The 24677-nt window shown below is 36.0% G+C and carries 23 protein-coding genes; 18 read left to right on the top strand and 5 right to left on the bottom strand.

Annotation, left to right across the window (positions count from 1 at the left end):
- Positions 1–101 precede the first annotated feature (101 nt).
- Both I600_RS13600 and groL read left to right on the top strand, forming a co-directional pair.
- The gene (locus tag I600_RS13600) at positions 102–380 is read left to right on the top strand and encodes a co-chaperone GroES (protein WP_036156781.1); all 279 of its coding nucleotides are present in this window, start codon (positions 102–104) and stop codon (positions 378–380) included.
- 118 nt (positions 381–498) lie between these two features.
- Positions 499–2133, top strand: coding sequence for a chaperonin GroEL (groL, locus tag I600_RS13595; protein WP_058105064.1), 1635 nt, complete (start codon positions 499–501; stop codon positions 2131–2133).
- Positions 2134–2534: 401 nt separating this feature from the next.
- On the opposite strand, the gene I600_RS13590 is transcribed toward groL, so the two are convergent.
- The 3 genes from I600_RS13590 to I600_RS13580 all read right to left on the bottom strand — a co-directional run bounded on the left by I600_RS13590 (position 2535) and on the right by I600_RS13580 (position 5807).
- Positions 2535–2900, bottom strand: coding sequence for a heavy-metal-associated domain-containing protein (locus I600_RS13590; protein ID WP_058105147.1), 366 nt, complete (start codon positions 2898–2900; stop codon positions 2535–2537).
- 22 nt (positions 2901–2922) lie between these two features.
- Positions 2923–5214: a TonB-dependent receptor gene (locus I600_RS13585; protein WP_058105146.1), complete on the bottom strand. Its 2292-nt coding sequence runs from the start codon at positions 5212–5214 to the stop codon at positions 2923–2925.
- Between the two features lie 179 nt (positions 5215–5393).
- Positions 5394–5807: an HYC_CC_PP family protein gene (locus I600_RS13580; RefSeq protein ID WP_091601643.1), complete on the bottom strand. Its 414-nt coding sequence runs from the start codon at positions 5805–5807 to the stop codon at positions 5394–5396.
- 183 nt (positions 5808–5990) lie between these two features.
- Here I600_RS13580 and I600_RS13575 point away from each other — a divergent pair, with 183 nt between their 5' ends.
- The 8 genes from I600_RS13575 to rodA all read left to right on the top strand — a co-directional run bounded on the left by I600_RS13575 (position 5991) and on the right by rodA (position 14993).
- Positions 5991–7088, top strand: a complete 1098-nt coding sequence (locus I600_RS13575) for a hypothetical protein (protein ID WP_058105062.1) — start codon at positions 5991–5993, stop codon at positions 7086–7088.
- A 111-nt stretch (positions 7089–7199) separates the two neighbouring features.
- Positions 7200–7649, top strand: coding sequence for a GAF domain-containing protein (locus I600_RS13570; protein ID WP_058105061.1), 450 nt, complete (start codon positions 7200–7202; stop codon positions 7647–7649).
- A gap of 92 nt (positions 7650–7741) precedes the next feature.
- Complete coding sequence (gene purH / locus I600_RS13565) at positions 7742–9274, top strand: bifunctional phosphoribosylaminoimidazolecarboxamide formyltransferase/IMP cyclohydrolase (protein WP_058105060.1); 1533 nt, start codon at positions 7742–7744, stop codon at positions 9272–9274.
- Positions 9275–9330: 56 nt separating this feature from the next.
- Positions 9331–10359, top strand: coding sequence for a rod shape-determining protein (locus I600_RS13560; RefSeq protein ID WP_027066022.1), 1029 nt, complete (start codon positions 9331–9333; stop codon positions 10357–10359).
- 172 nt (positions 10360–10531) lie between these two features.
- Complete coding sequence (mreC, locus tag I600_RS13555; protein ID WP_058105059.1) at positions 10532–11356, top strand: rod shape-determining protein MreC; 825 nt, start codon at positions 10532–10534, stop codon at positions 11354–11356.
- Entirely contained in the window at positions 11346–11855 is a 510-nt protein-coding gene (mreD, locus tag I600_RS13550) for a rod shape-determining protein MreD (protein ID WP_058105058.1), read from the top strand. The genes mreC and mreD overlap by 11 nt, the downstream gene beginning before the upstream one ends.
- On the top strand, positions 11852–13720 hold the full coding sequence (gene mrdA / locus I600_RS13545) for a penicillin-binding protein 2 (RefSeq protein ID WP_058105057.1): 1869 nt from the start codon (positions 11852–11854) through the stop codon (positions 13718–13720). Before mreD ends, mrdA begins: the two co-directional genes overlap by 4 nt.
- Positions 13710–14993, top strand: coding sequence for a rod shape-determining protein RodA (gene rodA / locus I600_RS13540; protein ID WP_058105056.1), 1284 nt, complete (start codon positions 13710–13712; stop codon positions 14991–14993). The genes mrdA and rodA overlap by 11 nt, the downstream gene beginning before the upstream one ends.
- Here the strand turns inward: rodA and I600_RS13535 are convergent.
- Entirely contained in the window at positions 14990–15802 is an 813-nt protein-coding gene (locus tag I600_RS13535; protein ID WP_058105055.1) for a DNA/RNA non-specific endonuclease, read from the bottom strand. The two genes, rodA and I600_RS13535, sit on opposite strands and share 4 nt — an antisense overlap.
- A gap of 92 nt (positions 15803–15894) precedes the next feature.
- On the opposite strand from I600_RS13535, the gene msrB reads away from it, so the two are divergent.
- From msrB to I600_RS13520, 3 genes are all read left to right on the top strand, one after another.
- Positions 15895–16353 (top strand): peptide-methionine (R)-S-oxide reductase MsrB, encoded by a 459-nt coding sequence (msrB, locus tag I600_RS13530; RefSeq protein WP_058105054.1) that lies wholly within the window; start codon positions 15895–15897, stop codon positions 16351–16353.
- Complete coding sequence (gene msrA / locus I600_RS13525; protein WP_058105053.1) at positions 16346–16888, top strand: peptide-methionine (S)-S-oxide reductase MsrA; 543 nt, start codon at positions 16346–16348, stop codon at positions 16886–16888. Before msrB ends, msrA begins: the two co-directional genes overlap by 8 nt.
- A gap of 130 nt (positions 16889–17018) precedes the next feature.
- Positions 17019–17426, top strand: coding sequence for a DoxX family protein (locus I600_RS13520; RefSeq protein WP_058105052.1), 408 nt, complete (start codon positions 17019–17021; stop codon positions 17424–17426).
- Between the two features lie 57 nt (positions 17427–17483).
- Here I600_RS13520 and I600_RS13515 read toward each other — a convergent pair whose 3' ends face one another.
- The gene (locus tag I600_RS13515) at positions 17484–19622 is read right to left on the bottom strand and encodes a carboxy terminal-processing peptidase (protein WP_058105145.1); all 2139 of its coding nucleotides are present in this window, start codon (positions 19620–19622) and stop codon (positions 17484–17486) included.
- A gap of 190 nt (positions 19623–19812) precedes the next feature.
- On the opposite strand from I600_RS13515, the gene surE reads away from it, so the two are divergent.
- The 5 genes from surE (at position 19813) to I600_RS13490 (ending at position 24673) form a co-directional block, all read left to right on the top strand.
- Entirely contained in the window at positions 19813–20586 is a 774-nt protein-coding gene (gene surE, locus I600_RS13510) for a 5'/3'-nucleotidase SurE (protein WP_058105051.1), read from the top strand.
- A gap of 30 nt (positions 20587–20616) precedes the next feature.
- On the top strand, positions 20617–20901 hold the full coding sequence (locus I600_RS13505; RefSeq protein WP_058105050.1) for a hypothetical protein: 285 nt from the start codon (positions 20617–20619) through the stop codon (positions 20899–20901).
- Between the two features lies 1 nt (position 20902).
- On the top strand, positions 20903–22024 hold the full coding sequence (gene lpxB / locus I600_RS13500) for a lipid-A-disaccharide synthase (RefSeq protein WP_058105049.1): 1122 nt from the start codon (positions 20903–20905) through the stop codon (positions 22022–22024).
- Between the two features lie 68 nt (positions 22025–22092).
- The gene (locus tag I600_RS13495) at positions 22093–22659 is read left to right on the top strand and encodes a C40 family peptidase (RefSeq protein ID WP_058105048.1); all 567 of its coding nucleotides are present in this window, start codon (positions 22093–22095) and stop codon (positions 22657–22659) included.
- Between the two features lies 1 nt (position 22660).
- Positions 22661–24673 carry a ComEC/Rec2 family competence protein gene (locus tag I600_RS13490; protein WP_058105047.1) on the top strand — a complete coding sequence of 671 codons (2013 nt, stop codon included), beginning with the start codon at positions 22661–22663 and terminating at the stop codon, positions 24671–24673.
- The last annotated feature ends 4 nt before the right edge of the window (positions 24674–24677 follow it).

Genomic DNA, 24677 nt, shown 5'->3' with positions numbered 1-24677 from the left:
GCTGGCATTTTTTGTTTACAATTTGTCAGTAAAAAGGCAATGGCATAATTTCTGCCTTTACATATGCACAAAACTAAAAATCAATTTAAAAATTAATAATTATGGCTAAAGTTAATATCAAACCATTGGCAGACCGAGTTCTTATTGAGCCAATGGCAGCTGAGACTAAAACTGCATCTGGACTTTACATTCCTGATACCGCAAAAGAAAAACCACAGAAAGGTAAAGTTGTTGCTGTGGGTCCTGGTACAAAAGATGACAGTGTTACCGTTAAAGTTGGAGATACAGTTCTTTACGGAAAGTACGCCGGTACCGAATTAAAATTAGAAGGTACGGACTACTTGATGATGAGAGAGAGTGATATTCTAGCTATTATCTAAAAATAGCATTTGGCTTGGGCATAAAACCTAAGACCTTTTAATTTTCACGAAATAGATAATTAATAATTTTAATGACCTAAGACATATCATTGGGTCAAAATTTAAACAACAAATAAAAATGGCAAAAGATATTAAGTTTGATATAGATGCTAGAGACGGCCTAAAAAGAGGTGTTGATGCATTGGCAAACGCAGTAAAAGTAACATTAGGACCAAAAGGTAGAAACGTTATTATCAGCAAATCATTCGGAGCTCCACAAGTAACTAAAGATGGTGTTACCGTAGCAAAAGAAATTGAATTAGAGAATCCATTAGAAAACATGGGTGCTCAAATGGTAAAAGAAGTTGCTTCTAAAACCAATGATTTAGCAGGTGACGGTACTACTACCGCTACAGTTCTTGCTCAAGCTATCGTAAAAGAAGGCTTAAAGAACGTTGCTGCAGGTGCAAACCCTATGGATTTAAAGAGAGGTATTGATAAGGCTGTTGAAGCTATCGTTGCCGATTTAGCCAAACAATCTAAAAAAGTAGGTGATTCTTCCGAGAAAATTAAACAAGTTGCCTCTATCTCTGCCAACAACGATGAAACTATTGGTGATTTGATCGCTCAAGCTTTCGGTAAAGTTGGTAAAGAAGGTGTAATTACCGTTGAAGAAGCCAAAGGAACAGATACATACGTTGATGTTGTTGAAGGTATGCAGTTTGACAGAGGATATCTTTCTCCTTACTTTGTTACCGATTCAGAAAAAATGGTTTCTGAATTAGACAGCCCATACATCTTGTTGTTCGATAAGAAAATTTCTTCAATGAAAGACTTATTACCAGTATTGGAGCCAGTAGCTCAATCTGGTAAGCCATTATTGATCATAGCTGAAGATGTCGATGGTGAAGCATTGGCTACATTGGTAGTGAACAAATTAAGAGGTTCTTTAAAAATTGCTGCTGTTAAGGCTCCAGGTTTTGGTGACAGAAGAAAGGCAATGTTAGAAGATATCGCAATTTTAACTGGTGGTACGGTTATTTCTGAAGAAAGAGGTTTCTCTTTAGACAACACTACTTTAGACATGTTAGGTACTTGCGAAAAAGTACAGATAGATAAAGACAACACTACTATTGTAAATGGTGGCGGTGTTGCAAAAGATATCAAAACTAGAGTTAACCAGATCAAATCTCAAATAGAGACAACTACCTCTGATTATGATAAGGAAAAACTTCAAGAGCGTTTGGCTAAATTAGCCGGTGGTGTTGCCGTACTTTATGTTGGTGCTGCTTCTGAAGTTGAAATGAAAGAGAAAAAAGATAGAGTTGATGATGCTTTACACGCTACAAGAGCAGCCGTTGAAGAAGGTATTGTTGCCGGTGGTGGCGTTGCATTGGTAAGAGCAAAATCTGTTCTTTCTAAAGTGTCAACCGATAATGAAGATGAGGCTACAGGTCTACAAATTGTAGCTCGTGCCATTGAAGCTCCTTTAAGAACTATCGTTTCTAACGCAGGTGGTGAAGGTTCAGTTGTTATCGCCAAAATACTTGAAGGTAAAGGTGATTACGGATACGATGCCAAGTCTGAAAAGTATGTTGAAATGATGAAAGCAGGTATTATCGATCCTAAGAAAGTAACTAGAGTAGCATTAGAAAATGCAGCTTCTGTTTCTGGAATGATCCTTACTACTGAATGTGCTTTAACAGATATTAAAGAAGATGCTCCAGCTATGCCTCCAATGGGTGGCGGTGGCGGAATGCCAGGCATGATGTAAAAGCCCCTAAATCCCCAAAGGGGACTTTAAAATTTAAACCGCTCTTGAAATATCAAGAGCGGTTTTTTTCATTTTAAATATGAGCAACAAAAAAACCACCTTCTTTATTTACAGAAGGTGGTTTTCATGTCCAAAACAGTATGCCTTCTAAAGGCAATAACTAGACTACTTCTTTCTAGGAGCAGCTTTTGGAGCAGCCTTTTTACCAGCTTTTGCCGGTGCAGGCTTTGCAGCTGGTTTCCCTGCTGATTTTGCTTGTGCCATTGGTATAGAATTTAAAAATAAATCTATAGCTAATGTATTTCAGATTTTGATCGGTGATTATTTTGTTGGCAAAAGATTAACTAAAATTTCACCCATTTTTTTTCTTTTCAAAACCTCACTCTAAACAAAGCAATTATCTAGTTACCATCATGATGTTGACCATCATCAGAATTGTCTTCCCTATATCTACAACAAGGATGTACACTATTATAAGCTTCTTCTGTGGCTTTTAATTCTTTGGTATCATGACCAACGGCAACGATAGCCGTTTTTATTTTCATTGCATCGGTTTTGCGCTCATCCATTATAATATCCAACTGGTGCGTTGGTATGCTCCAATTTGCATACTTTACCCCTTTCACATTCAGCGCAGCTTCTTCAATACGCTCTTTACACATGGCGCATTTACCATTGACATCAAATGTCATTTTCTTATTCTTCTCTTGTGCATAGGTTATCACGGCAATTAGCATCATTGCAATGGATAAAATAGTTGTTTTCATAATATGTATATTAATTGATAAATTAAATTTTAAATCTAAAGCCCGCATAGAACATTCTACCCATAATTGGCGCAAACACTATTGTAGTATCAAAATTTGGACCAAACGGATCATCTGCCCCTAAAACAGGGTTGTCTTGCTGTACATCAGAAAGATTTTCACCTCCTACATATACCTCAACACTTTTTGAGAACACCTTGGTAATTTGAGCATTCATATGGTTATAAGGCGATGAATACTCAGCCAACTGGTACGCTACAGGGTTGCTACTTGTATCCGGTAGTCTTTTCTTACCCATACTATGCAAGGTATAATCAAACTTCCACTGAGATCCGTTCTCCTTGGCTTCGGTTTCATACCCTAAATTAACAAAAAATCGATGTTGCGCCAGTAAGGGTTTTTGAAGATTTCCGCTTCTATAGTCTGTTGAAACATCATAGAATTTATATGATGTTCTTAAGTCTAACCGTGGTAATAGTTCATAATTCACCTCAACCTGAAAACTCTTGGCACTACTATCACCATCTAAATTGTAGAAAGAAACTTCCTGAGGGTTCTCCCAATCTACTACTACCTGATTCTTAAAATCAGTGATGTAATAATCTAAAGTAATATCACCTTTTTTGTTCAAGAAATTAAATCCTTGCAAAAAACTTACTCCATAATTCCATGCATCTTCCGGCTCCAAACCATAAACTTCACCATCTGTACTGGCAATATTGATGGTTCTTGCAGAGCCAAATAGCTGCTGATTCTCGGCAAAAATATTGGCTGCCCTTTTACCTCTACCAAAAGACCCCCGTAAACTTCCTTTTTCCCATGGTGTATATCTAATGTGAAACCTAGGTGTCACAAATGTTCCCAATCTATTATGATTATCTACACGTAAACCTGCGGTTAAACTCACTTTTTCTAAATTCTCATAACTGTACTCCATAAATGCACCTACAGAATTATCTACTCTAGAGTAATCTGTTGCCGACACCAATTCATCATAACCATCGTAAGCGAAAGTAATACCGGTTTTGAACTTATTTCTAGTATCACCTATAATGGAATTGAATATGAGGTTGCTATACAAACTTTCATGGGTAATATCATAGGTTCTAAATCCAAAGTAGGAATCTTGTTTATGTAAACTGTAAGAAGTTTGAAAACCTAGACTTTGAAAAGGCAATTCCGGAAAAACATAACCTAACTTAATTGACGTATCAAACCGGCGGGTATTGATTTCACTTCCCCACACTTCGGCTTCGCTCAGTGCAGGAACTTCGGCTCCGCTCTGTGACCTATTTCCACCATCTACTCTATCCGTATCTGGCTCAAAATCCACTTGCCCTACTTGTTTTTCATCATTCAAAAAACGAATATTGAAGAAACTAACCCATCCTTTTTCGGCATCTTGATATTGCCATCTGTTCATTACATTTAATTGCTTACCCAAGGGTGCATCTAAAAATCCGTCATTATTGTCATCCTCTTTTTGCGTTCTGGTATTACCATGAACATAAAGTCCTGTGCTCAACTTTTCCGTTAACTTTCTATTGAAATGGGTATTCAATTCATAACGCCCATTTTGATTTACATATCCATTTACAAATACGGCATTATCGGTTAACGGCTTTACGAGCTCTGTATTTATTTGCCCTGAAATACTTTCATAGCCATTAACAACACTACCAGCCCCTTTGGTTATTTGAATACTTTCTATCCATGTACCTGGTGTAAACGTTAAGCCATAAGCTTGCGATGCACCGCGCACCATTGGAATATTTTCTTGGGTTATCAATAAATACGGACTGGTTAAACCTAACATTTCAATTTGCTTGGTTCCCGTTAGCCCATCGGACAGGTTCACGTCAATAGCCGGATTGGTTTCAAAACTTTCCGCCAAATTACAACAGGCCGCTTTTAAAAGTTCATCGCTATTTACCGTAATCACATTCTGCGGACTAAAATAGGTTTTCTGAATAGCATCACGCTCTTGTTGCACCACCACCTCATCTAGCTCATTTGAAGGCTTTAAACTAATACGAATTGTCTTAGGTTCATTTATAACCAACGTATCACTTTCAAAACCTACATAACTAATAATTAATTTATTATGCCCTCTTAAATAAGGTATGGAAAATTTACCATCAAAATTAGTTACCACTCCCGTTTGGGAATCTTGCCAATACACATTGGCACCAGAAAGACTAAGCGCATTTGAGCCTTCTGAATCTAAGACCACACCGTCCACCTTTTCTTGTTCTTGCGAAAATATAAAAGCAGGCAGCATAGCCGTTATTAGTATTACTATATATTTATTCATTATTTTTTTTTCGAAGTATTTCATTTCATTTATTCCCTAATCTGTGCATCCTGTACACTAAGACATAAAATTTAAATATTGAGACCATGCCACCTACATGAGTTCCAGCAAGGAATATTTAACTTTTAACGGGTATCTACCATTTACGACATGGCATTAAATACCATTATCAATTGGAATCAAATTAAAAAAACTTCGTGAAGAATATGTAAATCCTCAGTGAGTATAGGAGGAGGATTCACATTACAAAGAATATCATATTCCGTTTCTACAAACAAGCCTACATAGGTCCTTGCATAAGAATACAAAAATATCTTTAAAGGGAAATCTAAATCTGTTTCATGATAAGTCAAATCATCTTGCCCTTGCATGGTAAACACTTCATTGTCACAACAAGGCTTTTTATCTTCAATTGGCTCATCACTTGTTGACAAAGCATCTAATCCCAAACAACAATCATCTGCATTTGTAAATACACCAACATCCATAACACGCCCCATACAAAGATGCTTCTCTACCGTCCACGAAATAGTGGACAACAACAACAGAAATACCATTGTCAAGGAAAACAGCTTATGAAACAAATTTTTCATGACTACAAAGTTACAGATTATAAAAAATTAAAAATCACATATTTAATGAAATTTAGTACAAGACATTAAATCCCTAGTAATTTCATTAAGAAATATTGCAAAACATATACGATAAAAACTTTTTTCAAGTTAAAAGCACTGAACACATTAACGTAATAACCAATAACTAAATTTTTAACAATTATGAAAAAACAATTAAAAACCACTTTTCTTATTTGCACTATTGCGCTTTTTATAGGCAGTTGTAGTTCAGACGACGGATCTGTTTTTGACACCCCAATACCAGATAACACTGGCGGTGATGATGGCGATGACACTGATGAACCGGAGGTAGCAACAATAGTTTTCAATGAGGCCGTACCTTCATCGAACATAACTTCTGCCTCTGCTAGCGGAGAAGCGGGCACGAATGTAACCGGTAGGGTTATTTTTACCTCAGATGCCACTACTCAACGTAGAATGTATATTACACAAAATTACTTAGGTCAAGGTGAAATGCCTTTTAGTTCTTTTGATTTGGAAAGTGATGATCTTGACAAAGCACTGAAAGCAGACGGCTCTATAGATTTAGATGGCGCCACCAAGAAAGAAATAGATTTTTCATTTCCACTTCCTGTACCAGATATTGAAAACGGTGAAATTGTTTACTCATTTTGGACCACTACAGGCAAAGGTGATTTTCGAGATAGCTCAAAAAGATTGGCATTAGGAGTAGGTCAAATTACAGTTACCGTAGGTACAGGCGCAAACCCTGTAGCTGCAGTTAGGGAATTTACAGATATTAAACTATTTGCACCTGCACAAGATGGATCAACGGAATCTTTCTTTTCCCTATTAAATGAAACTGTATATAGAATTGATGTGGGACCTGAGTTTAGAGCTTTCTGGGATTTTGGATACTACTACGGTGCTTCCGGCCCTTCTGCCGGCGACAACGCTTCTTTTGCTTCAACGGAACAATATGATGCTTCTTTTGGATTTGATGTAGAAGGGCTTAAGCCTGGCGCAGAGGAAGAGAATGCCGCTACCGAAACATTGAACCAAATGTTTTTTGCAACTTCTACAACAATAGATGTCACTGCATTTGATGCAATAGCCTTAAACAGTGAATTAAATTTTATTACAAGTTCTAGCGCCCAAAAAATCACGAACTTAAGTGTAGGCGATATTATTGAATTTGTAGATAACTACGGCAAAAAAGGTTTAATTAAAATTACAGCCATAGAACCTGGCTTCAACAATAACGACTTTATTGAATTCGATGTAAAGATTCAACCATAATCTTAAATCATAATCAAATAGTTAAAAAGAGGATGTTTAAATACATCCTCTTTTTTTGTTTTAGAGTCTATTGTTACACAATAACAATATGTATTTTTGTCAAAAAAAGGTATGTTCAATTTATTGCGCCCTCAAGTAAGCTCCATTATAGACTCAAACAAAACTCCAGATGCAAAAATGCTAGCCATTTGTGAACTTCTAAAAGCCGAAGTACCACATTATGATTGGGTAGGGTTTTATTTTAAAAACGGGGATAAGCGCGAGCTAAAACTAGGCCAATACGCCGGTGCACCAACAGACCATACCATTATTCCTTTTGGCAAAGGCATTTGCGGGCAGGTTGCAGAAAGTAATGAAAATTTTGTGGTGCCAGATGTACAGGCCCAAGACAACTATATAGCCTGCAGTATTACCGTGAAATCAGAAATAGTTATACCCTTATTTTTAAATGGTGAAAACATTGGGCAAATAGACATAGATTCCAATACTCCAGACCCATTTACAAAGGCAGATGAGACCTTTTTGGAATTCGTTAATTTTGAAGTAGCCAAAATTCTTTAAAACTTTAGGGTTTTTGTTGATAAACTACGCCATTTTGTAACCGCAAAAAAATTACTTTTGCTTGCTTATTAAAAACATTTAAGCATCATACAATGAGCAGTGTAAAAAAAGCGTCTTCAGCCTTAATTTCAGTTTTTCATAAAGACGGATTAGAGCCGATAGTAAGAAAATTTCAAGAATTAGGAATCACTATTTACTCCACTGGAGGAACCGAAAAATTCATCACTGATTTAGGAATAGACGTTGTTCCCGTAGAGGATGTAACAAGCTACCCTTCTATTTTAGGAGGAAGAGTTAAAACTTTACACCCAAAAGTATTTGGCGGTATTTTAAACAGACAGGATAACGAAAGTGATGTTGCACAGTTGGCAGAGTTTGAAATTCCGCAAATAGACATTGTTATTGTGGATCTGTATCCGTTTGAAAAAACGGTTGCCAGTGGTGCTTCTGAGCAAGATATCATTGAGAAGATAGATATAGGTGGTATTTCGCTTATACGTGCCGCAGCCAAGAACTTTAAAGATGTTACCTGCGTTTCCTCTATGGAAGATTATGCTGATTTTCTTGAAGTTATTTCTGCAGATAACGGAAACATTAGCCTAGAAGATAGAAAGCGTTTTGCTGCTAAATCTTTCAATGTTTCCTCCCACTACGATACTGCTATTTTCAATTATTTCAACCAAAACCATGATTTAGCCGCGCTTAAAGTCAGTGAAACTTCCGGTAAGGTTTTACGCTACGGAGAAAACCCTCACCAAAAAGGATTCTTCTTTGGTGATTTTGATGCAATGTTCTCCAAGCTTCACGGTAAAGAATTATCATATAACAATCTATTGGATGTTGATGCAGCTGTAAACTTAATGTTAGAGTTTAAAAATGACGCACCAACCTTTGCTATTTTGAAACATAACAATGCTTGCGGACTAGCACAAAGAGACACGTTACACCAAGCTTATGTAGACGCTTTAGCCGGTGACCCCGTATCTGCTTTTGGCGGTGTTTTAATCAGTAACAAAGAAATTGATAAGGCTACAGCAGAGGAAATACATAAATTATTCTGCGAGGTAGTTATAGCTCCAAGCTACAATGCTGAGGCATTGGAAATTTTAAAAGGAAAGAAAAACAGAATCATCTTGATCCAAAATGAAGTTGACATGCCAGAAATGCAAGTAAGAACTTGTTTAAACGGTATGCTTCTTCAAGAAAAAGATCATAAAACAGATGCCATTGCTGACCTTACGAATGCAACTACCACTAAACCTACTGATCAAGAGTTAGAAGATTTAATTTTTGCATCAAAACTTTGTAAGCATACAAAATCCAATACCATTGTTTTAGCCAAAAACAAACAACTTTGCGCAAGTGGTACCGGTCAAACCAGTAGAGTAGATGCCTTGAACCAAGCAATACACAAAGCAGAGTCTTTTAATTTTGACCTTAAAGGTGCGGTTATGGCAAGTGATGCTTTCTTCCCGTTCCCAGACTGTGTTGAAATTGCCGATAAAGCAGGAATCACCAGTGTAATACAACCAGGGGGATCCATAAAAGACCAATTAAGCATAGATTATTGCAACGAACACAAAATTTCAATGGTGATGACAGGCACACGTCATTTCAAGCATTAATTTCATTACTTTTGTCGATGAAATACACCCTTTTATCTAAAATTTAAACATCACATATGGGATTTTTTGATTTCTTGACCGAGGAAATAGCTATAGATTTAGGTACAGCGAACACCCTTATAATTCATAATGACAAGGTAGTTGTTGACAGTCCGTCAATAGTTGCTAGAGATAGAATTAGCGGTAAAATCATTGCAGTTGGTAAAGAAGCCAACATGATGCAAGGAAAGACCCATGAAAATATTAAAACTATTAGACCATTGAAAGATGGTGTAATAGCTGATTTTGACGCTTCTGAGAAAATGTTGATGATGTTTATTAAGAACATTCCGGCATTAAAGAAAAAATGGTTTCCGCCAGCATTGCGTTTAGTTATTTGTATTCCTAGTGGAATTACAGAAGTAGAAATGCGTGCCGTAAAAGAATCTGCAGAACGTGTTAACGGTAAAGAGGTGTATTTGATCCACGAACCAATGGCAGCAGCTATTGGTATAGGTTTAGACATTATGCAACCAAAAGGTAATATGATTGTTGATATAGGGGGTGGTACTACTGAAATTGCAGTAATTGCACTTGGTGGTATTGTTTGTGATAAGTCGGTTAAAATTGCAGGTGATGTATTTACCAACGACATTATTTATTACATGCGTACCCAGCATAACCTTTATGTAGGTGAAAGTACTGCAGAAGCCATTAAAATAGAAATAGGTTCGGCAACCGAAGACCTACAATCTCCACCAGATGAGAAGTCGGTTCAGGGACGCGATCTTTTAACAGGAAAGCCAAAACAAGTTCAAATTTCATATAGAGAAATAGCTAAAGCTCTTGACAAATCTATTTTACGTGTAGAAGATGCGGTAATGGAAACATTATCCCAAACTCCACCAGAATTAGCTGCCGATATTTACAATACAGGTATTTATCTTGCCGGTGGTGGTTCTATGCTACGTGGTCTGGATAGAAGGCTATCACAAAAAACCGATCTACCTGTGTATATCGCGGAAGATCCTTTACGTGCAGTTGTTCGTGGTACCGGTATTGCATTAAAAAATCTAGAACGCTATAAGAGTATATTGATCAAGTAAGAAGTTCTTTTTTTAAGAATAACTTTTTAACTTCACGATAAACAACCTTTAGTAAAGTTTAAAAATCATTTAATAGTGGTTATGATGATGTTTTACAAGTTAATACTTGTTAGAACTTAACTAACGAGAGTTAATTTCAAATCTCAATTATTGAGTAAAAATTTAGAGGTGAATGCAGCAGATCATAAATTTTTTAATTAGGAATAAGATTTTCTTACTATACCTTTTTTTGCTCTTTATATCATTCATTTTTACATTTCAATCGCATTCGTACCATCAATCTAAATTTTTAAATTCCTCCAACTATATTACTGGAAGTATATATACATTCTCAGATAATATAACTTCTTATTTTGGATTAAGGGAAGAAAACAACAGGCTGGTAGAGGAAAACAAACGACTTAGGGATAGGCTATTCAACAACGTATTACTATCGCCTTCAAGGATAGATTCTACTTCTGTTAATTATGAAATAATTAGGGGTAGGGCAATTAATAACAGCTATGCCGATCAACGTAATTATATAACTATCAATAAAGGTGAAAACGATAGTATTGCACAAGATATGGGTGTTATAACTGATAAAGGTATTCTTGGCATCGTGGAAAACACGTCAAATAATTTTTCTACCGTGCAGAGTATTTTAAGTGACAAATCTACCATAAACGCTAAAATCAAAAACTCTAACCACTTTGGATCTTTAGTTTGGGAAAACACGACCGACTATAATGTTGTTCAACTAATTGACATTCCAAGATTGGTGCCGTTAACCATTGGCGATACCATTGTAACGGGAGCCATGAGTAGCATTTTCCCGGAGAATATACCTATAGGAACCATTAAAAGTTTTGATTTGGACAATTCTAAAAGTTTCTACTTTATTAATGTAGAACTGTTCAATGACATGACCAATATTGGGACTATATACATCATTAAAAATTTAAATCGCAAAGAAGTTTTAGAACTAGAAGCAGAAACAGAGGCCAATGATCAATAGTACGACATTTTTAATTGTACTCCGATTTATTTTATTGGTACTGGTACAAGTACTAGTATTCAATAAATTGAATTTTTTTGGGTATATAAACCCACTGGTTTACATTCTCTTTCTTTACTGGTATCCTATCAAACAAAATAGAACTACCTTTATACTTCTATGTTTTTTCTTAGGTCTTTGCGTAGATATTTTCTCTGACACACTTGCCATTAACGCAGCGGCCACAGTAACCATAGCCTATTTAAGACCAACCATAATGCGTTTTGTCTTTGGTGTCAATTATGAATTTCAAAGTTTTAAGTTAAACAATAGCACTAAGGCACAACAATTTACGTTTTTAGCGTTATTGATTATAATACATCACTTGGTATACTTCACTTTAGAAATTTTCAGCTTTGCAAATAGCTTGTTAATTTTACAAAAAACAGTCGTAGTGGGTATTTCCACGTTGATATTAGGCATTTTGTTCAGTACGTTATTCAGCACTAAAAAAGAATGAGAAAAATTCTTTTATCATCTATTATCATTGTAATCGCAATTACCTTTTTGGGAAGGCTATCCTATTTGCAAATTTTTAGTTTTTCTGCAGAACAGGTTTTAGAAGACCCCGCAATTAAAGCTATTTATGATTATCCAGAACGTGGCTACATATACGATCGTAATGGTCATCTATTAGTAGGTAATGATCCTGCTTATGACGTCATGGTCATACCAAGAGAAGTAAAGGCTCTGGACACTTTAGAGTTTTGTGGGCTTTTAGGCATAGAAAAAGAGAAATTCGTTGAAAAATTAAGAAAAGCAAGAGTATACTCCCCTAGACTTCCTTCTGTACTTGTACCTCAACTATCAAAACAAGATTATGCTAAGCTCCAAGAGAAAATGCGTAAATACAAAGGTTTCTATATTCAAAAAAGATCTTTACGTTATTACGACACACCCAGTGCAGCCAATGTTCTTGGGTATATAAGCGAGGTAAACGAAGGAGATCTTGCCGTTAACAAGTATTATGTACAAGGTGAATTAAAAGGCAGAACTGGAGTAGAACGTTATTACGAAGACCTTTTAAGAGGAAGAAAGGGTGTGCAATACATACAAAAAGACAGATTCAATAGAGATATTGGTCCATATAAAAATGGGGAATTAGATACTTTACCTGAGCAAGGAAAACAAATTAGTATTACCATAGATAAAACCTTACAAGAGTATGGTGAAACCCTAATGAACGGAAAAAGAGGTGGTATTGTAGCTATAGAACCTGCTACAGGAGAAATTCTCTCCATGATTTCCGGGCCAACATACGACCCTGCATTATTGGTTGGTAGAGAACGTTCAAAAAACTATACTAAACTTTATAACGATACCATAGCGAACCCTACCTGGGACCGATCCATTCATGCACAGCAACCCCCTGGATCACCATTTAAAACGCTGAACGCACTCATCGCCCTTCAAGAAGGGGTTTTGGATGAGTCTACGACCATTCAGTGTTATCACGGTTTTTATGTGGGCAAGAAAAAAAGAGGCTGCCACTGTGGTGGAGGTTTAAGAAAACTAAATAACGGAATATCTCAATCATGCAACGCTTATTTTGCTGGTGCCTTCAGAAAAATATTCGAAAAATTCGAAACTACGGATGAAGCCATGGATGTGTGGGAAAAACACATGCGAAGCTTTGGTCTAGGCGATTATTTAGGTTACGATTTGCCATTTGGTCAAAGAGGTCGTATTCCTAGTAAAGAATATTATGACAAGTGGTATGGGGATAATAGATGGAGTTCGTCTTATATTATCTCAAATTCTATTGGGCAAGGTGAAATATTGGCAACTCCTGTACAATTAGCGAACATGACAGCTGCCATTGCCAACAGAGGGCACTATTTTACACCGCACATTTTAAAGAAAATTGAAGGCAAAGATATTACAGAACCAAAATTTACCGAAGCAAAGCACACAACGATCGACCCAAAATATTTTGAGCCGGTAGTTCAAGGTATGGCAGATGTTTATGTAAGCGGTACTGCAAGATGGTTACAGATACCAGGAATAGAAGTAGCAGGAAAAACTGGTACGGCGGAGAATTTTACCAAAATAGATGGTGTACGTACCCAATTGACGGACCATTCCGTTTTTGTGGCATTTGCACCTGTAGACGATCCTAAAATTGCCATCGCCGTTTATATTGAAAATGGCTACTTTGGCTCTAGATATGCTGGCCACATTGCCACGCTTATGATAGAGAAATACCTAAAAGGAGAAATTTCCAGAAAGGATTTGGAAAAAAGAATGTTGGAAAAAACATTGGAAGCCGAATACGCGAAACCCTACAGTGGGGAGGAGTTCAAAATAAACGAGCGTGTCTGGTAGAAGTATACTCAAAAGAATAGACTGGCTAAGTGTTTTCATCTATTTTGCACTGGTGCTCATTGGCTGGATCAATATATATTCCAGCACCTTTACAGATGACAGTAGTTCCATATTCGACATTGGTACCAGGTATGGAAAGCAACTATTTTTCATAGGGGTAAGCCTAGTGACCATTGTTATTATCTTAGCATTGGAGGTCAATTTTTACGAAAGATTTTCTAGTCTCTTCTACCTTATTTCAATGGTTTCCCTACTTGGCTTGTTCGTATTTGGTAAAACCATTGCCGGAGCAACTTCTTGGTATGATCTTGGTTTTTTCAATTTGCAACCCTCTGAGCTGGCTAAAGTGGCCACTGCTTTAGCATTAGCAAAATACTTAAGTGATATACAAACAGATATCAAAAGAAGAAAAGATCAATTTTATGCGTTGCTAATTATTATAGTACCCGCATTATTGATCATACCACAACCGGACCCTGGTAGCGCCTTGGTATTCTTTGCCTTAATTTTCGTTATCTTTAGAGAAGGCTTACCACTCTATTATTTAGTAGTGCTAGTAAGTTTAATTCTCGTATTTGTTATTACCCTAATGTATGGTACGGTTTGGCTTGTAATCGGTATGGTATTATTTACCATAATTTTATTTGCACTAAAAAAGAAAACTTTCAAAATTCCCGTTATACCACTTAGCCTAACGTATGCTGCAGTTATACTTTTCTCTCTTTCGGTAAACTTTGTATTCAACAATGTTTTTGAACAACGCCATAGAGATCGTTTTGGACTATGGTTAAGATTGGAGAAAGATCCAAAAAAATTAGAGCAAATTAGAAAGTCTATCGGATACAATACCTACCAATCTGAAAAAGCAATTGAGTCTGGAGGATTTTTTGGTAAAGGCTTTTTAGAAGGTACAAGAACAAAAGGCGACTTTGTACCTGAACAGGATACAGATTATATTTTTAGCACCGTTGGGGAAGAATGGGGCTTCTTGGGTACGGCTACCGTAATAATTCTGTTCTCGGTGTTGTTCCTAAGATTGATTTCATTGGCGGAACGTCAAAAAAATGCCTTTGCCCGTATGTACGGTTACGGTGTAATATCTATCCTTTTAATTCATTATTTCATCAACATTGGAATGGTAATAGGTATTTTACCTACTATAGGTATACCCTTGCCTTTCTTTAGTTATGGGGGATCCGGTCTTTTATTCTTTACAATTTTACTTTTTGTATTCTTAAGACTAGATACCAATAGATTAAAAGAAGGTTTTTAAAATTTCCAGCCCACCGTACTTTTACTCCCCTCAAAAGCACTTTGTTGATTTTTTGATATTTGGTTAAAAAAATCAATACCCGTAGCTTTTTCAACTTCTTCCACAGATACCACAAAATTTCTGAGTGATGCGAATTGGGGTTTATTGGGGATTAAAAAAGAAAGCGTGTATATCTTATCATCTTTTTTTCTGGCAATAATTTTATAAAAATGATCAGGAACATCAACATCCTCTTCCCCTATTTCTTCTAAACCTTTTTCCAATACGCCACCAGTAAATATATACAACGTGCCATATTGTTTTGCCCAACGTCTTGTCTGTTGCTCTAAATCGTTCCAAATACCAGCATTGAACTCCCTATTTTGCGGACTTATATTACTGGTATAAAAGGTTTCATTATAAGCTTGTAGGGAAAACCTACGATCACCAGCCGGTACCAAATGCCCGCGATCATAGCCAGACCCTTTATAATTACGCCAATCGGCAGATTTTGATGATACAAACGGGTCTTCAATAAAATATGGCCGCTTTCTATCATCATACGTCAAATGACTTTTATCCAACACATAGGCTACCCACTCTGCTTGCTCATATGGTTCATTATAAGACAGGGTAAAAAATGAATGATTTACAATTTCTCCTGTGGTGGACTCGGGTAACAACTCTTCTGGAAAATCATTGGGACCATTATCTGTATCGGTTTTTGAATACGTAGCCGGGGTATAAAAATTTTCAAACAACCAAAAACCAACTACGCAAATAAGAATTAGAACGCTATAAATAGTTCTATTTTTATTACGGTATGCCATGCGCCAAAATTACCGTAATTTTGTAAGAATCAAAGCAATTTACCGACCAATAAAGCCAGTATAATAAGTCTAAAACGAAAGGAAATATTATGATGTTAACTTGGAAAGATGTTATTCATTTTTCAGTAAATGGTAATCCTGAACCAGACCAAAGGGTTGAAAAAACCGAACTGGAATGGAAAAATGTACTTACGCCCCAACAATTTAAAATTACTCGTAAAAAAGGAACCGAAGCCCCGCATTCAGGTGCCTTATGTTCTGCGCATGAAGCAGGCAAATATGAATGTATTTGTTGTGCCACACCTTTATTCGATTCAACTATTAAGTTTGAATCTGGTACAGGATGGCCAAGCTTTACGCAACCTATTAAAGAAAACGCCATAAAATATCACAAAGACACCTCTTTTGGAATGATACGAGTTGAGGTTATGTGCAATACTTGCGATGCCCATTTAGGACATGTTTTTCCTGACGGACCAGAACCAAGCGGATTACGGTACTGCATTAATTCTGAATCTATGCAATTAGAAAAGGAGGAAGCTAATGGATAATACTAATTTTGAAGTTGCTACGGTTGGCGGTGGATGTTTTTGGTGTACAGAAGCCGTTTTTCAAGAAGTAAGAGGTGTTCATAAAGTAGTTTCAGGATATACCGGTGGCAAAGCCCCTGGAAGACCTACGTATAGAGAAATCTGTTCCGGTCTTACCGGACATGCAGAGGTTATACAGATTACTTTTGATCCAGCTGAAATAACATATGAAGATATACTGATTATCTTCATGACCACGCATGACCCTACGACCTTGAATAGACAAGGGGCAGATACCGGAACGCAATACAGATCGGTAATTTACTATCACAATGCCAGTCAACAGCAAAAAGCAAATATGGTCTTAAGTGAAATGCAGAAGGTGTATGAAAAGCCCATTGTTACCGAGTTAAGCTCGCTTGGCATATTCTATGATGCAGAAGATTATCATCAAGATTATTATAAAAATAATTCTGAACAAGGATATTGCCAAGTGGTCATTAACCCTAAATTGGCAAAATTAAGGCAGCTACATGCAGATAAGCTGCTGAAATAATACTGTTTTCTGCCTAACGATCATAAATTTCTATTTATCTATAGAAATTTTCCGCTCACCTATGAATGTCAATTTTACTTCATAGGTGAGTTTATTTTTGAGATATAGTAACCCTAAAATCTTACTTATTATGAAATCTCAAAAAACATTCTACTATATTGCCCTAGGGCTTTTTGCTATAGCGGTAATTGGCTCTATAATTAACTCCGTCATAAATTTTGACACGGTTTCAGAAACCTTCAATAAACTAGGTTATCCTATATATCTTATTTACATTTTAGGTGTTTGTCAGTTTATTGGTTTAACCATGATTTTGTTGAACAAATCTCACTGGACCTTAGAGTGGGTATACGCAGGTTTTTTCATGAACTACACCTTAGGTGCCTTAGCCCATTTAGCCGTGAAAGATGGTAACGGTGCATCTGCAGTAGTATGTATAGTGCTACTTTTTGTGACCTATATTCAAAGCAGAAAAATTCGAAATAGTAATAATGAATTAGCTGAATTTGGAAAACCACAATTCGCAAAATATATCTAACTCAAAAAAAAAGCCGCTGCATAAATATGTAGCGGCTTTAATAGCTTATTTAACTCTTTAATTCTTAACACTTGCCAATTTGCCTTGCTTAATGTTATTCATTTTTAAATCTTCTAAAACATTTACCGCTTCTTCAACGTAAACGTCTTTGGCTAGATTTTTATGCCATCTATTACGTTTTTCACGTAAAACTGAATCTTTTGTAAATAATTGTTCCTCATATCCTAGAGATTGAAAGGTAAGTTGTGAATCGTAATCCGTTAGCTTTTTAAAATAATCAGATTGTTCTTTATCCTTGTCTTTTTCTTCTTTATAGGTATCATAATTCAAAGAAATTTCCGTCTCGTCTTGTTCAGCCTTTAACCATTTGGCATTTTCTTCGATCAATTTAATTTGAGGACTGTTGGCCATACGTTTTTTACTATCGGCAATAGTTTTTTCGTAATCTATATAACCATCCCAAGCTTTATAATCCGCAGGAGTAATCTTATCCCACCCTAATGGATTGGATTGATCTCTTTCGCCTAAATCAATATAACTATATCTATCTGGAACAATGATATCACTTTTTACACCCTCTAATTGTGTAGAACCGCCGTTAATTCTGTAGAACTTTTGGGTCGTAATCTTTATAGCTCCCAAATCTCCATGTTCATTACTACGCAACATATTGTTCAGCGGTATTACATTTTGTACCGTGCCTTTACCAAATGTTTGCTTACTACCAATTACAATTGCTCTTTTGTAATCTTGCATTGCCGCAGCTAAAATTTCAGAGGCCGATGCAGACAATTCATTTACAAGAATAACCAAAGGACCATCCCATTGTATTCTTTCGTCTTTATCATCATAAACATCTTTACCCTTATCTTTAGAACGAACCTGAACAATTGGTCCATCTTTTATAAATAGACCTGCCATTTCAACAACGGTCTTTAAAGATCCACCACCATTATCACGTAAATCCAAAATAAGACCTTCCATGCCTTCATCCTTCAAACGTTCTACTTCTTTGGCTACATCTGTAGCTGCGTTTCTTTCGCTATAATCATTAAAATCAACATAGAACTTTGGTAAATTAATAATCCCAAATTTCTCTTGTCCCTTAATAATATTGGCAGATTTCGCATATGACTCTTCCAATTCTACAACATCTCTTGTCAATGAAACCACATCTAATGACCCATCTACTTTTCTTACCGTTAAATCTACAACGGTACCTTGTGCACCTTTAATTAATTTGATGGCATCATCTAAACGCATACCAACAATATTTATAGGTTCTTCACCATTTTGACCTACCTTGATAATTTCGTCACCAACTTCTAATCGTTGATCTCTCCAAACTGGTCCGCCAGAAATGATCTCTACAATCTTTGCACCTTCCGGCTTTTTCTGAAGTCTTGCCCCAATACCCTCAAATTTACCAGACATGCTGGTATCAAACTTTTCTTTTTCTTCTGGAGCGAAGTAGAAGGTATGTGGATCAAACTCATCTACAATGGTATTGATGTATTGTACAAACCAATCTTTGCGCTCTAAATCACCAACAAAATCAAAAAATTCATCCAATGTAGTTTCCGTAGATTTTCTAGATTGTTCTTCAGCTTCTTTTGGTGAATGAGCAGTATGATCATGTTCATCGGTACTTTCGATTTCCTTGTTCTCCATGTGAGAAATTTTAGAATCATAAGTTCCCAAAGTAGCATATTTCAACTGCTTTCTCCAACGTTCTTTAAGCTCTTCCCTATTTGCCGCAAAAGGCTCTTCATCATATTTTATACTGATGCTTTCGTTTTCGGAATAATCAAAAGGAGTTTCCAAAACCTCTTTATAAATACCCTTTGCATCATTCATACGTTGCATTAATCTTTCATAAACTATATTAAAGAAAGTGATGTCGGTATTTTTAATTTCATCATCAATTTGAAACTTATATTTTTCGAACTCGGCAATATCCGAAGCTAAAAAATATCTTTTGGTAGGATCTATGACATCTATGAAGTCTTCAAATACATGAACGGAAAAATCGTCGTTCAATGCTTTTGGCTCATAATGCCCCTTTTCAAGTACGTAAGTGATGAGATCCAACAATAATTTATCCTTATCGTCATTTTCAAAATTCTTATTGGTAAAACTGCATGATGCAACTGCCGCTAACATCAATAACAGTACGTAGGCTAAATTTCTTTTCATAAAATTATCTTTTACTTTCCTTTTCAATATCTCCGAATTTGAGGGTTTACAGTAGTGGTAAAAGCCACTTAAACCTCTAAGGTAAAGAAAAAACCATGCCATTTAATGGGCTTGCGATTAATTTTTTGTTAAACGGCCATCGGAACATATCATATTTAAAAACGTATTTTTACTACAGAAAGTATACGCTATGGAAAAACCATTGATTTTAGTTACCAACGATGATGGTATTACCGCACCCGGATTACGCATGCTGATCTCCATCATGAAAAAAATAGGAGATGTCGTGGTCGTTGCACCGGATAGTCCGCAATCTGGTATGGGGCATGCTATTACCTTGGACACCGCCCTATTTTCAAAAAAAATGAAAATAGACTTGGACAATGATGATATTGAAGAATATAGTTGTAGCGGAACACCTGCGGATTGTGTAAAATTGGCATTGCAAGAGTTACTGCCCAAAAAACCCGACATCTGTGTCAGTGGCATAAACCATGGTGCAAATTCTTCTATCAACGTTATTTATTCCGGTACCATGAGTGCGGCCATTGAAGCTGGTATAGAGGGCATTCCCGCTATTGGCTTCTCTCTTTGTGACTATAATTGGGATGCAGATTTTTCCCATGCACAAGATTTTATTGCTACGATCGTTACCCAAGCTTTAGAAAATGGCATTCCTAAAAGAACGGTTTTGAATGTCAATATACCTAAGCTAGAAAAGAAAAAAATAAAAGGCATTAAAGTATGTAGACAAGCAAAGGCAAATTGGAAAGAAAAATTTGACAAACGAACCAACCCCATGGGTAAAGATTATTATTGGCTAACGGGAGAGTTTGAACTTTTGGACAAAGGTGAAGATACAGATGAATGGGCATTGGCCAATGGTTACATCTCAGTAGTACCCACTCAATTTGATTTAACAGCACACCATGTTATTCAGGAATTGAATACCTGGAATTTTTAATTGATAATATTATTTAGAAGCAACACTTTAATGAACATTAAAAAAGAAATTATAATCGGTTTTATTGTAGGTATCATTGCTAATACCATTGGTACTTTATTATACATTCTTTTATTTTCTGATTTGAGTATTACCGAAACATTTCAGGCTGCCGTTACTCAAGAGCATATTGGCAGTCTTTTAGCATTGGGCGCCATTTTAAACTTAATTGCTTTTTTTGGTTTTTTAAAAATCAAAAGAGATCATAGAGCAAAAGGGGTTTTGATCGCTACCATTTTAACCGCTTTTATAATTCTCTATTATAAAATCTTTTAAAATGAAATACTACATTATTGCAGGTGAAGCCTCGGGCGACCTACATGGTTCTAATCTGATCAAAGCGATCATGGCAAAAGATGGTGATGCCCAGATCAGATGCTGGGGCGGAGATTTAATGCAACATGCTGGTGGAACATTGGTAAAACATTACAAAGAGCTTGCTTTCATGGGGTTTCTTGAGGTGCTCATGAACCTGAACGCTATTTTTAAAAATATTAAGTTCTGTAAACAAGATATTGCGGCATTTCAACCGGATGCTATAATTTTCATTGATTATTCCGGATTTAATTTACGTATTGCTAAATGGGCAAAAAAGCATAATTTCTTGACCAATTACTACATATCTCCTCAAATTTGGGCATCAAGAGAGGGGCGTATTGAAAAAATTAAAGCCACGGTAGACAACATGTATGTAATACTGCCTTTTGAAAAAGAATTTTATGAAAAGAAACATAATTTTCCTGTCAATTTTGTGGGACATCCCTTATTGGACGCCATTGCCAATAGACCAATATTAAATGAAAGTGAGTTCAGGGCACAAAATAATCTCGACCTTGAAAAACCAATTATTGCATTACTTCCCGGAAGCAGAAAACAAGAGGTTCAAAAAATGCTCAGTGTAATGCTCTCACTTACTTCTGAATTTGCAGATTATGAATTTGTTATTGCCGGCGCCCCTAGTCTTGATAAAGATTTTTATGCCTCATTTTTAAAAGATGCCAATGTAAAGTTCATTCAAAATAAAACGTATGATTTACTTACGGTTTCTAAAGCCGCCCTTGTTACCAGCGGTACGGCCACATTAGAAACTGCTCTGTTCAAAGTACCACAAGTAGTCTGCTATAAGGCAAATTGGATCTCTTACCAAATTGCCAAACGCATTATTACTTTAGAGTATATTTCTCTGGTCAATCTTATCATGCAAAAAGAAGTTGTTAAAGAACTTATACAGGATGACCTTACTAAGCAGAATTTAAAAAAAGAGCTCTCCCTTATTTTAAATGGTGAAGCAAGGACAAAACAACTATCATCTTACAATGAACTTATTAAAAAATTAGGTGGTGCCGGGGCAAGTTCCAATGCTGCTTCTTTGATCATTGAAAATGCTAAAACTGCATAGGTAGATCTATTTTAAAAAATAATTCTATAATTTTGAAGTTACACGTATTACAGTGTATTCTCTAATTTATGCGTAAACTACCCTTTTTAATAATTATTTGTTTTTTAACCAGTTGTGGTGTTAAAAAAAGTTCCAGTTCTGACAAGGAACGAAGAATCTCTGTTGCCGCCGCAAATAAAGAGCGAACGGGTAATACTGAAAAACCTTCTTATCATAAAGAACACAAGATAAACCCACCAGCACCGACCAATACAAAAGCAGACGACATTATCAATACCGCTCTTTCATTTGCGGGCACACGATATAAATTTGGTGGCACTACCAAAAAAGGGATGGATTGTTCAGGGTTATTATATGTATCTTTTGGAGAGCATGATGTGCAATTGCCACGCACTTCTTTTCATATGGCGGAAGAAGGTCATAGAATAGCCGTAAAGAATATTGAAAAAGGAGATTTACTATTTTTTAAGACCACCCGTGGATCAAAACGAATTAACCACGTAGGTATGGTGGTGGGTACTGATAATGATGAAATAACCTTTATACACGCATCTACTTCAAGAGGTGTTACCGTTTCTTCTTTAAGAGACGGTTTTTGGAACCAAGCCTTTGTAAAAGCCACAAGAATATTATAAAATGAAGCTCTTAGCGTTTATTCCCATTAGATTAACGCTATTACTTATTCTTGGAATTTTAATTGGGAAAATTTTCTCCTTTGATTTGCTCTACTTAGGTATATTTATTGGTGCTCTTTTTGTACTATTATCCGCCATATTTTTATTTGAAAAAAACACAAAATCTATATTTTTTGGAATTGTCTCTGCCTTAATTTTTGTGATTTTAGGCACATATTGTTACACTAATGCCCAACCCATAAACCACAATGACCATTACACGAAGATCACTTACACCAACAGTGATTTATGGTCCTTTAAAATTAAGGATGTATTAAAGCCCAATCCATTTTCATATCGGTACTATGCAACGGTAAAAGGTATTGGTCAACACCCTACCACTGGAACTATATTAATAAGCATTCCTAAAGATTCTTCTGGAGAACAGTTTCATATTGATGATGAATTTGTGACCCGTACAAAGTTAACCGACATATACCCTTCCTTAAACCCGCACCAATTTGATTATAAAAACTATCTCAAAAATATTGGTATTTATCATCAAATGCAGATTGAACAACATCATTTTACAATTACCTCTAGATCAAAGACCACTTTAAAAGGCATAGCTTCAAGTGTTCGAAACCATATTATTTCAAAACTTGAAAAAGAAAGTTTTGGTGAAGATGAATTCGGGGTAATTCAAGCGTTGCTATTAGGACAACGATCAGATATTTCCGAAGAGACCTACACCAACTACCAAAAAGCCGGTGCCGTTCATATTTTAGCCGTATCTGGACTACATATAGGTATTTTACTTTTATTAATTCAATTTCTATTGAGTCCGCTAAAACAAATTCCTAAAGGCAGAACTATTATCCTATTGCTATCAGTCATATTTTTATGGGCATTTGCCTTTATAGCCGGACTCTCAGCCAGCATAATACGTGCCACCACTATGTTTACGTTTGTAGCCTATGCACTGTATTTAAACAGACCTAGCAACACCTTCAACATTTTGGCATTATCCATTCTATTTATCTTATTATTCATAGATCCCAACCTACTATTTCAAGTAGGGTTTCAAATGAGCTATGCAGCGGTTTTCGCCATTCTCTGGATTTTTCCTATTCTTAGGGATTTGTGGTTTCCAAAAAATAAAGTGGTGCGTTATTTTTGGCAATTACTATGTGTAAGTATAGCCGCTCAACTAGGTGTTCTACCAATTAGTCTGTTCTATTTTCACCAATTTCCCGGTTTGTTCTTTGTTTCCAACTTAATTATCGTACCTGCATTAGGTGTTATTTTAGGCATGGGGATTTTGGTTGTTTTCCTATCTATATTCAACTGGCTTCCCGCTCAATTCGTCTGGTTATACAATAAAATTATTATGTTTATGAATAACCTTATAGCCTGGGTCGCTCGGCAAGAAAGCTTTATATTCAGTGATATTCCTTTTGATGTGGTGCAGCTGATACTCTCCTTCATAGTTTTAGTCATGGGAGTTCAATTATTTACAAGATTTAATTCTAAAAGAATACTATTGTGTCTTGGCAGTGTACTTTGTTTTCAAGGTTATACGATATATCAAGAAATCAACACAAATGAAAAGGTTGAAGCTATGGTATTGCACAAAACCAAGGAGCGCATAATTTTTAATAGAAATGGAAAAGAATTGACCGTTTTAACAGATAACAATAACCAACCAGACTATTTAATTTCAAGATATAGAACTGCTGAACGCATACATAGCGTTAGTCTTGACACCTTAAAAAACGGTTACCATATTAAAAATAATTCGTTGCTGATTATTGATAGTACCGGTGTTTATCCCCTTTCAACATCCGATAAAATTCTTTTAACACAATCACCAAAAATTAATCTGGACCGATTAATAGATAGCATACAACCTAAAGAAATTATTGCAGATGGCAGTAACTACAAAAGTTATGTTGACCGTTGGAAAATTACTTGTATTAAAAATAAAATCCCTTTCCACTACACAGGTGAAAAGGGAGCTTATTATTTTAAATAAGGAA

The organism is Maribacter dokdonensis DSW-8 (assembly GCF_001447995.1).
GTDB lineage: Bacteria > Bacteroidota > Bacteroidia > Flavobacteriales > Flavobacteriaceae > Maribacter > Maribacter dokdonensis.
The sequence above is the reverse complement of the archived record's forward strand: the minus strand, read 5'-3'. Positions and strand labels throughout refer to the sequence as shown.

Excerpts from the sequence above, each read along its gene's own strand:
- I600_RS13560 (WP_027066022.1), top strand. The coding sequence starts at position 9,331 with ATGGGATTTTTTGATTTCTTGACCGAGGAAATAGCTATAGATTTAGGT.
- I600_RS13490 (WP_058105047.1), top strand. The coding sequence starts at position 22,661 with ATGAAGCTCTTAGCGTTTATTCCCATTAGATTAACGCTATTACTTATT.
- I600_RS13575 (WP_058105062.1), top strand. The coding sequence starts at position 5,991 with ATGAAAAAACAATTAAAAACCACTTTTCTTATTTGCACTATTGCGCTT.
- purH (WP_058105060.1), top strand. The coding sequence starts at position 7,742 with ATGAGCAGTGTAAAAAAAGCGTCTTCAGCCTTAATTTCAGTTTTTCAT.
- I600_RS13600 (WP_036156781.1), top strand. The coding sequence starts at position 102 with ATGGCTAAAGTTAATATCAAACCATTGGCAGACCGAGTTCTTATTGAG.
- surE (WP_058105051.1), top strand. The coding sequence starts at position 19,813 with ATGGAAAAACCATTGATTTTAGTTACCAACGATGATGGTATTACCGCA.
- msrB (WP_058105054.1), top strand. The coding sequence starts at position 15,895 with ATGTTAACTTGGAAAGATGTTATTCATTTTTCAGTAAATGGTAATCCT.
- I600_RS13505 (WP_058105050.1), top strand. The coding sequence starts at position 20,617 with ATGAACATTAAAAAAGAAATTATAATCGGTTTTATTGTAGGTATCATT.
- lpxB (WP_058105049.1), top strand. The coding sequence starts at position 20,903 with ATGAAATACTACATTATTGCAGGTGAAGCCTCGGGCGACCTACATGGT.
- I600_RS13520 (WP_058105052.1), top strand. The coding sequence starts at position 17,019 with ATGAAATCTCAAAAAACATTCTACTATATTGCCCTAGGGCTTTTTGCT.
- I600_RS13585 (WP_058105146.1), bottom strand. The coding sequence starts at position 5,214 with ATGAATAAATATATAGTAATACTAATAACGGCTATGCTGCCTGCTTTT.
- msrA (WP_058105053.1), top strand. The coding sequence starts at position 16,346 with ATGGATAATACTAATTTTGAAGTTGCTACGGTTGGCGGTGGATGTTTT.
- mreC (WP_058105059.1), top strand. The coding sequence starts at position 10,532 with ATGCAGCAGATCATAAATTTTTTAATTAGGAATAAGATTTTCTTACTA.
- I600_RS13495 (WP_058105048.1), top strand. The coding sequence starts at position 22,093 with ATGCGTAAACTACCCTTTTTAATAATTATTTGTTTTTTAACCAGTTGT.
- groL (WP_058105064.1), top strand. The coding sequence starts at position 499 with ATGGCAAAAGATATTAAGTTTGATATAGATGCTAGAGACGGCCTAAAA.
- I600_RS13580 (WP_091601643.1), bottom strand. The coding sequence starts at position 5,807 with ATGAAAAATTTGTTTCATAAGCTGTTTTCCTTGACAATGGTATTTCTG.
- I600_RS13535 (WP_058105055.1), bottom strand. The coding sequence starts at position 15,802 with ATGGCATACCGTAATAAAAATAGAACTATTTATAGCGTTCTAATTCTT.
- I600_RS13515 (WP_058105145.1), bottom strand. The coding sequence starts at position 19,622 with ATGAAAAGAAATTTAGCCTACGTACTGTTATTGATGTTAGCGGCAGTT.
- I600_RS13570 (WP_058105061.1), top strand. The coding sequence starts at position 7,200 with ATGTTCAATTTATTGCGCCCTCAAGTAAGCTCCATTATAGACTCAAAC.
- I600_RS13590 (WP_058105147.1), bottom strand. The coding sequence starts at position 2,900 with ATGAAAACAACTATTTTATCCATTGCAATGATGCTAATTGCCGTGATA.
- mrdA (WP_058105057.1), top strand. The coding sequence starts at position 11,852 with ATGAGAAAAATTCTTTTATCATCTATTATCATTGTAATCGCAATTACC.
- mreD (WP_058105058.1), top strand. The coding sequence starts at position 11,346 with ATGATCAATAGTACGACATTTTTAATTGTACTCCGATTTATTTTATTG.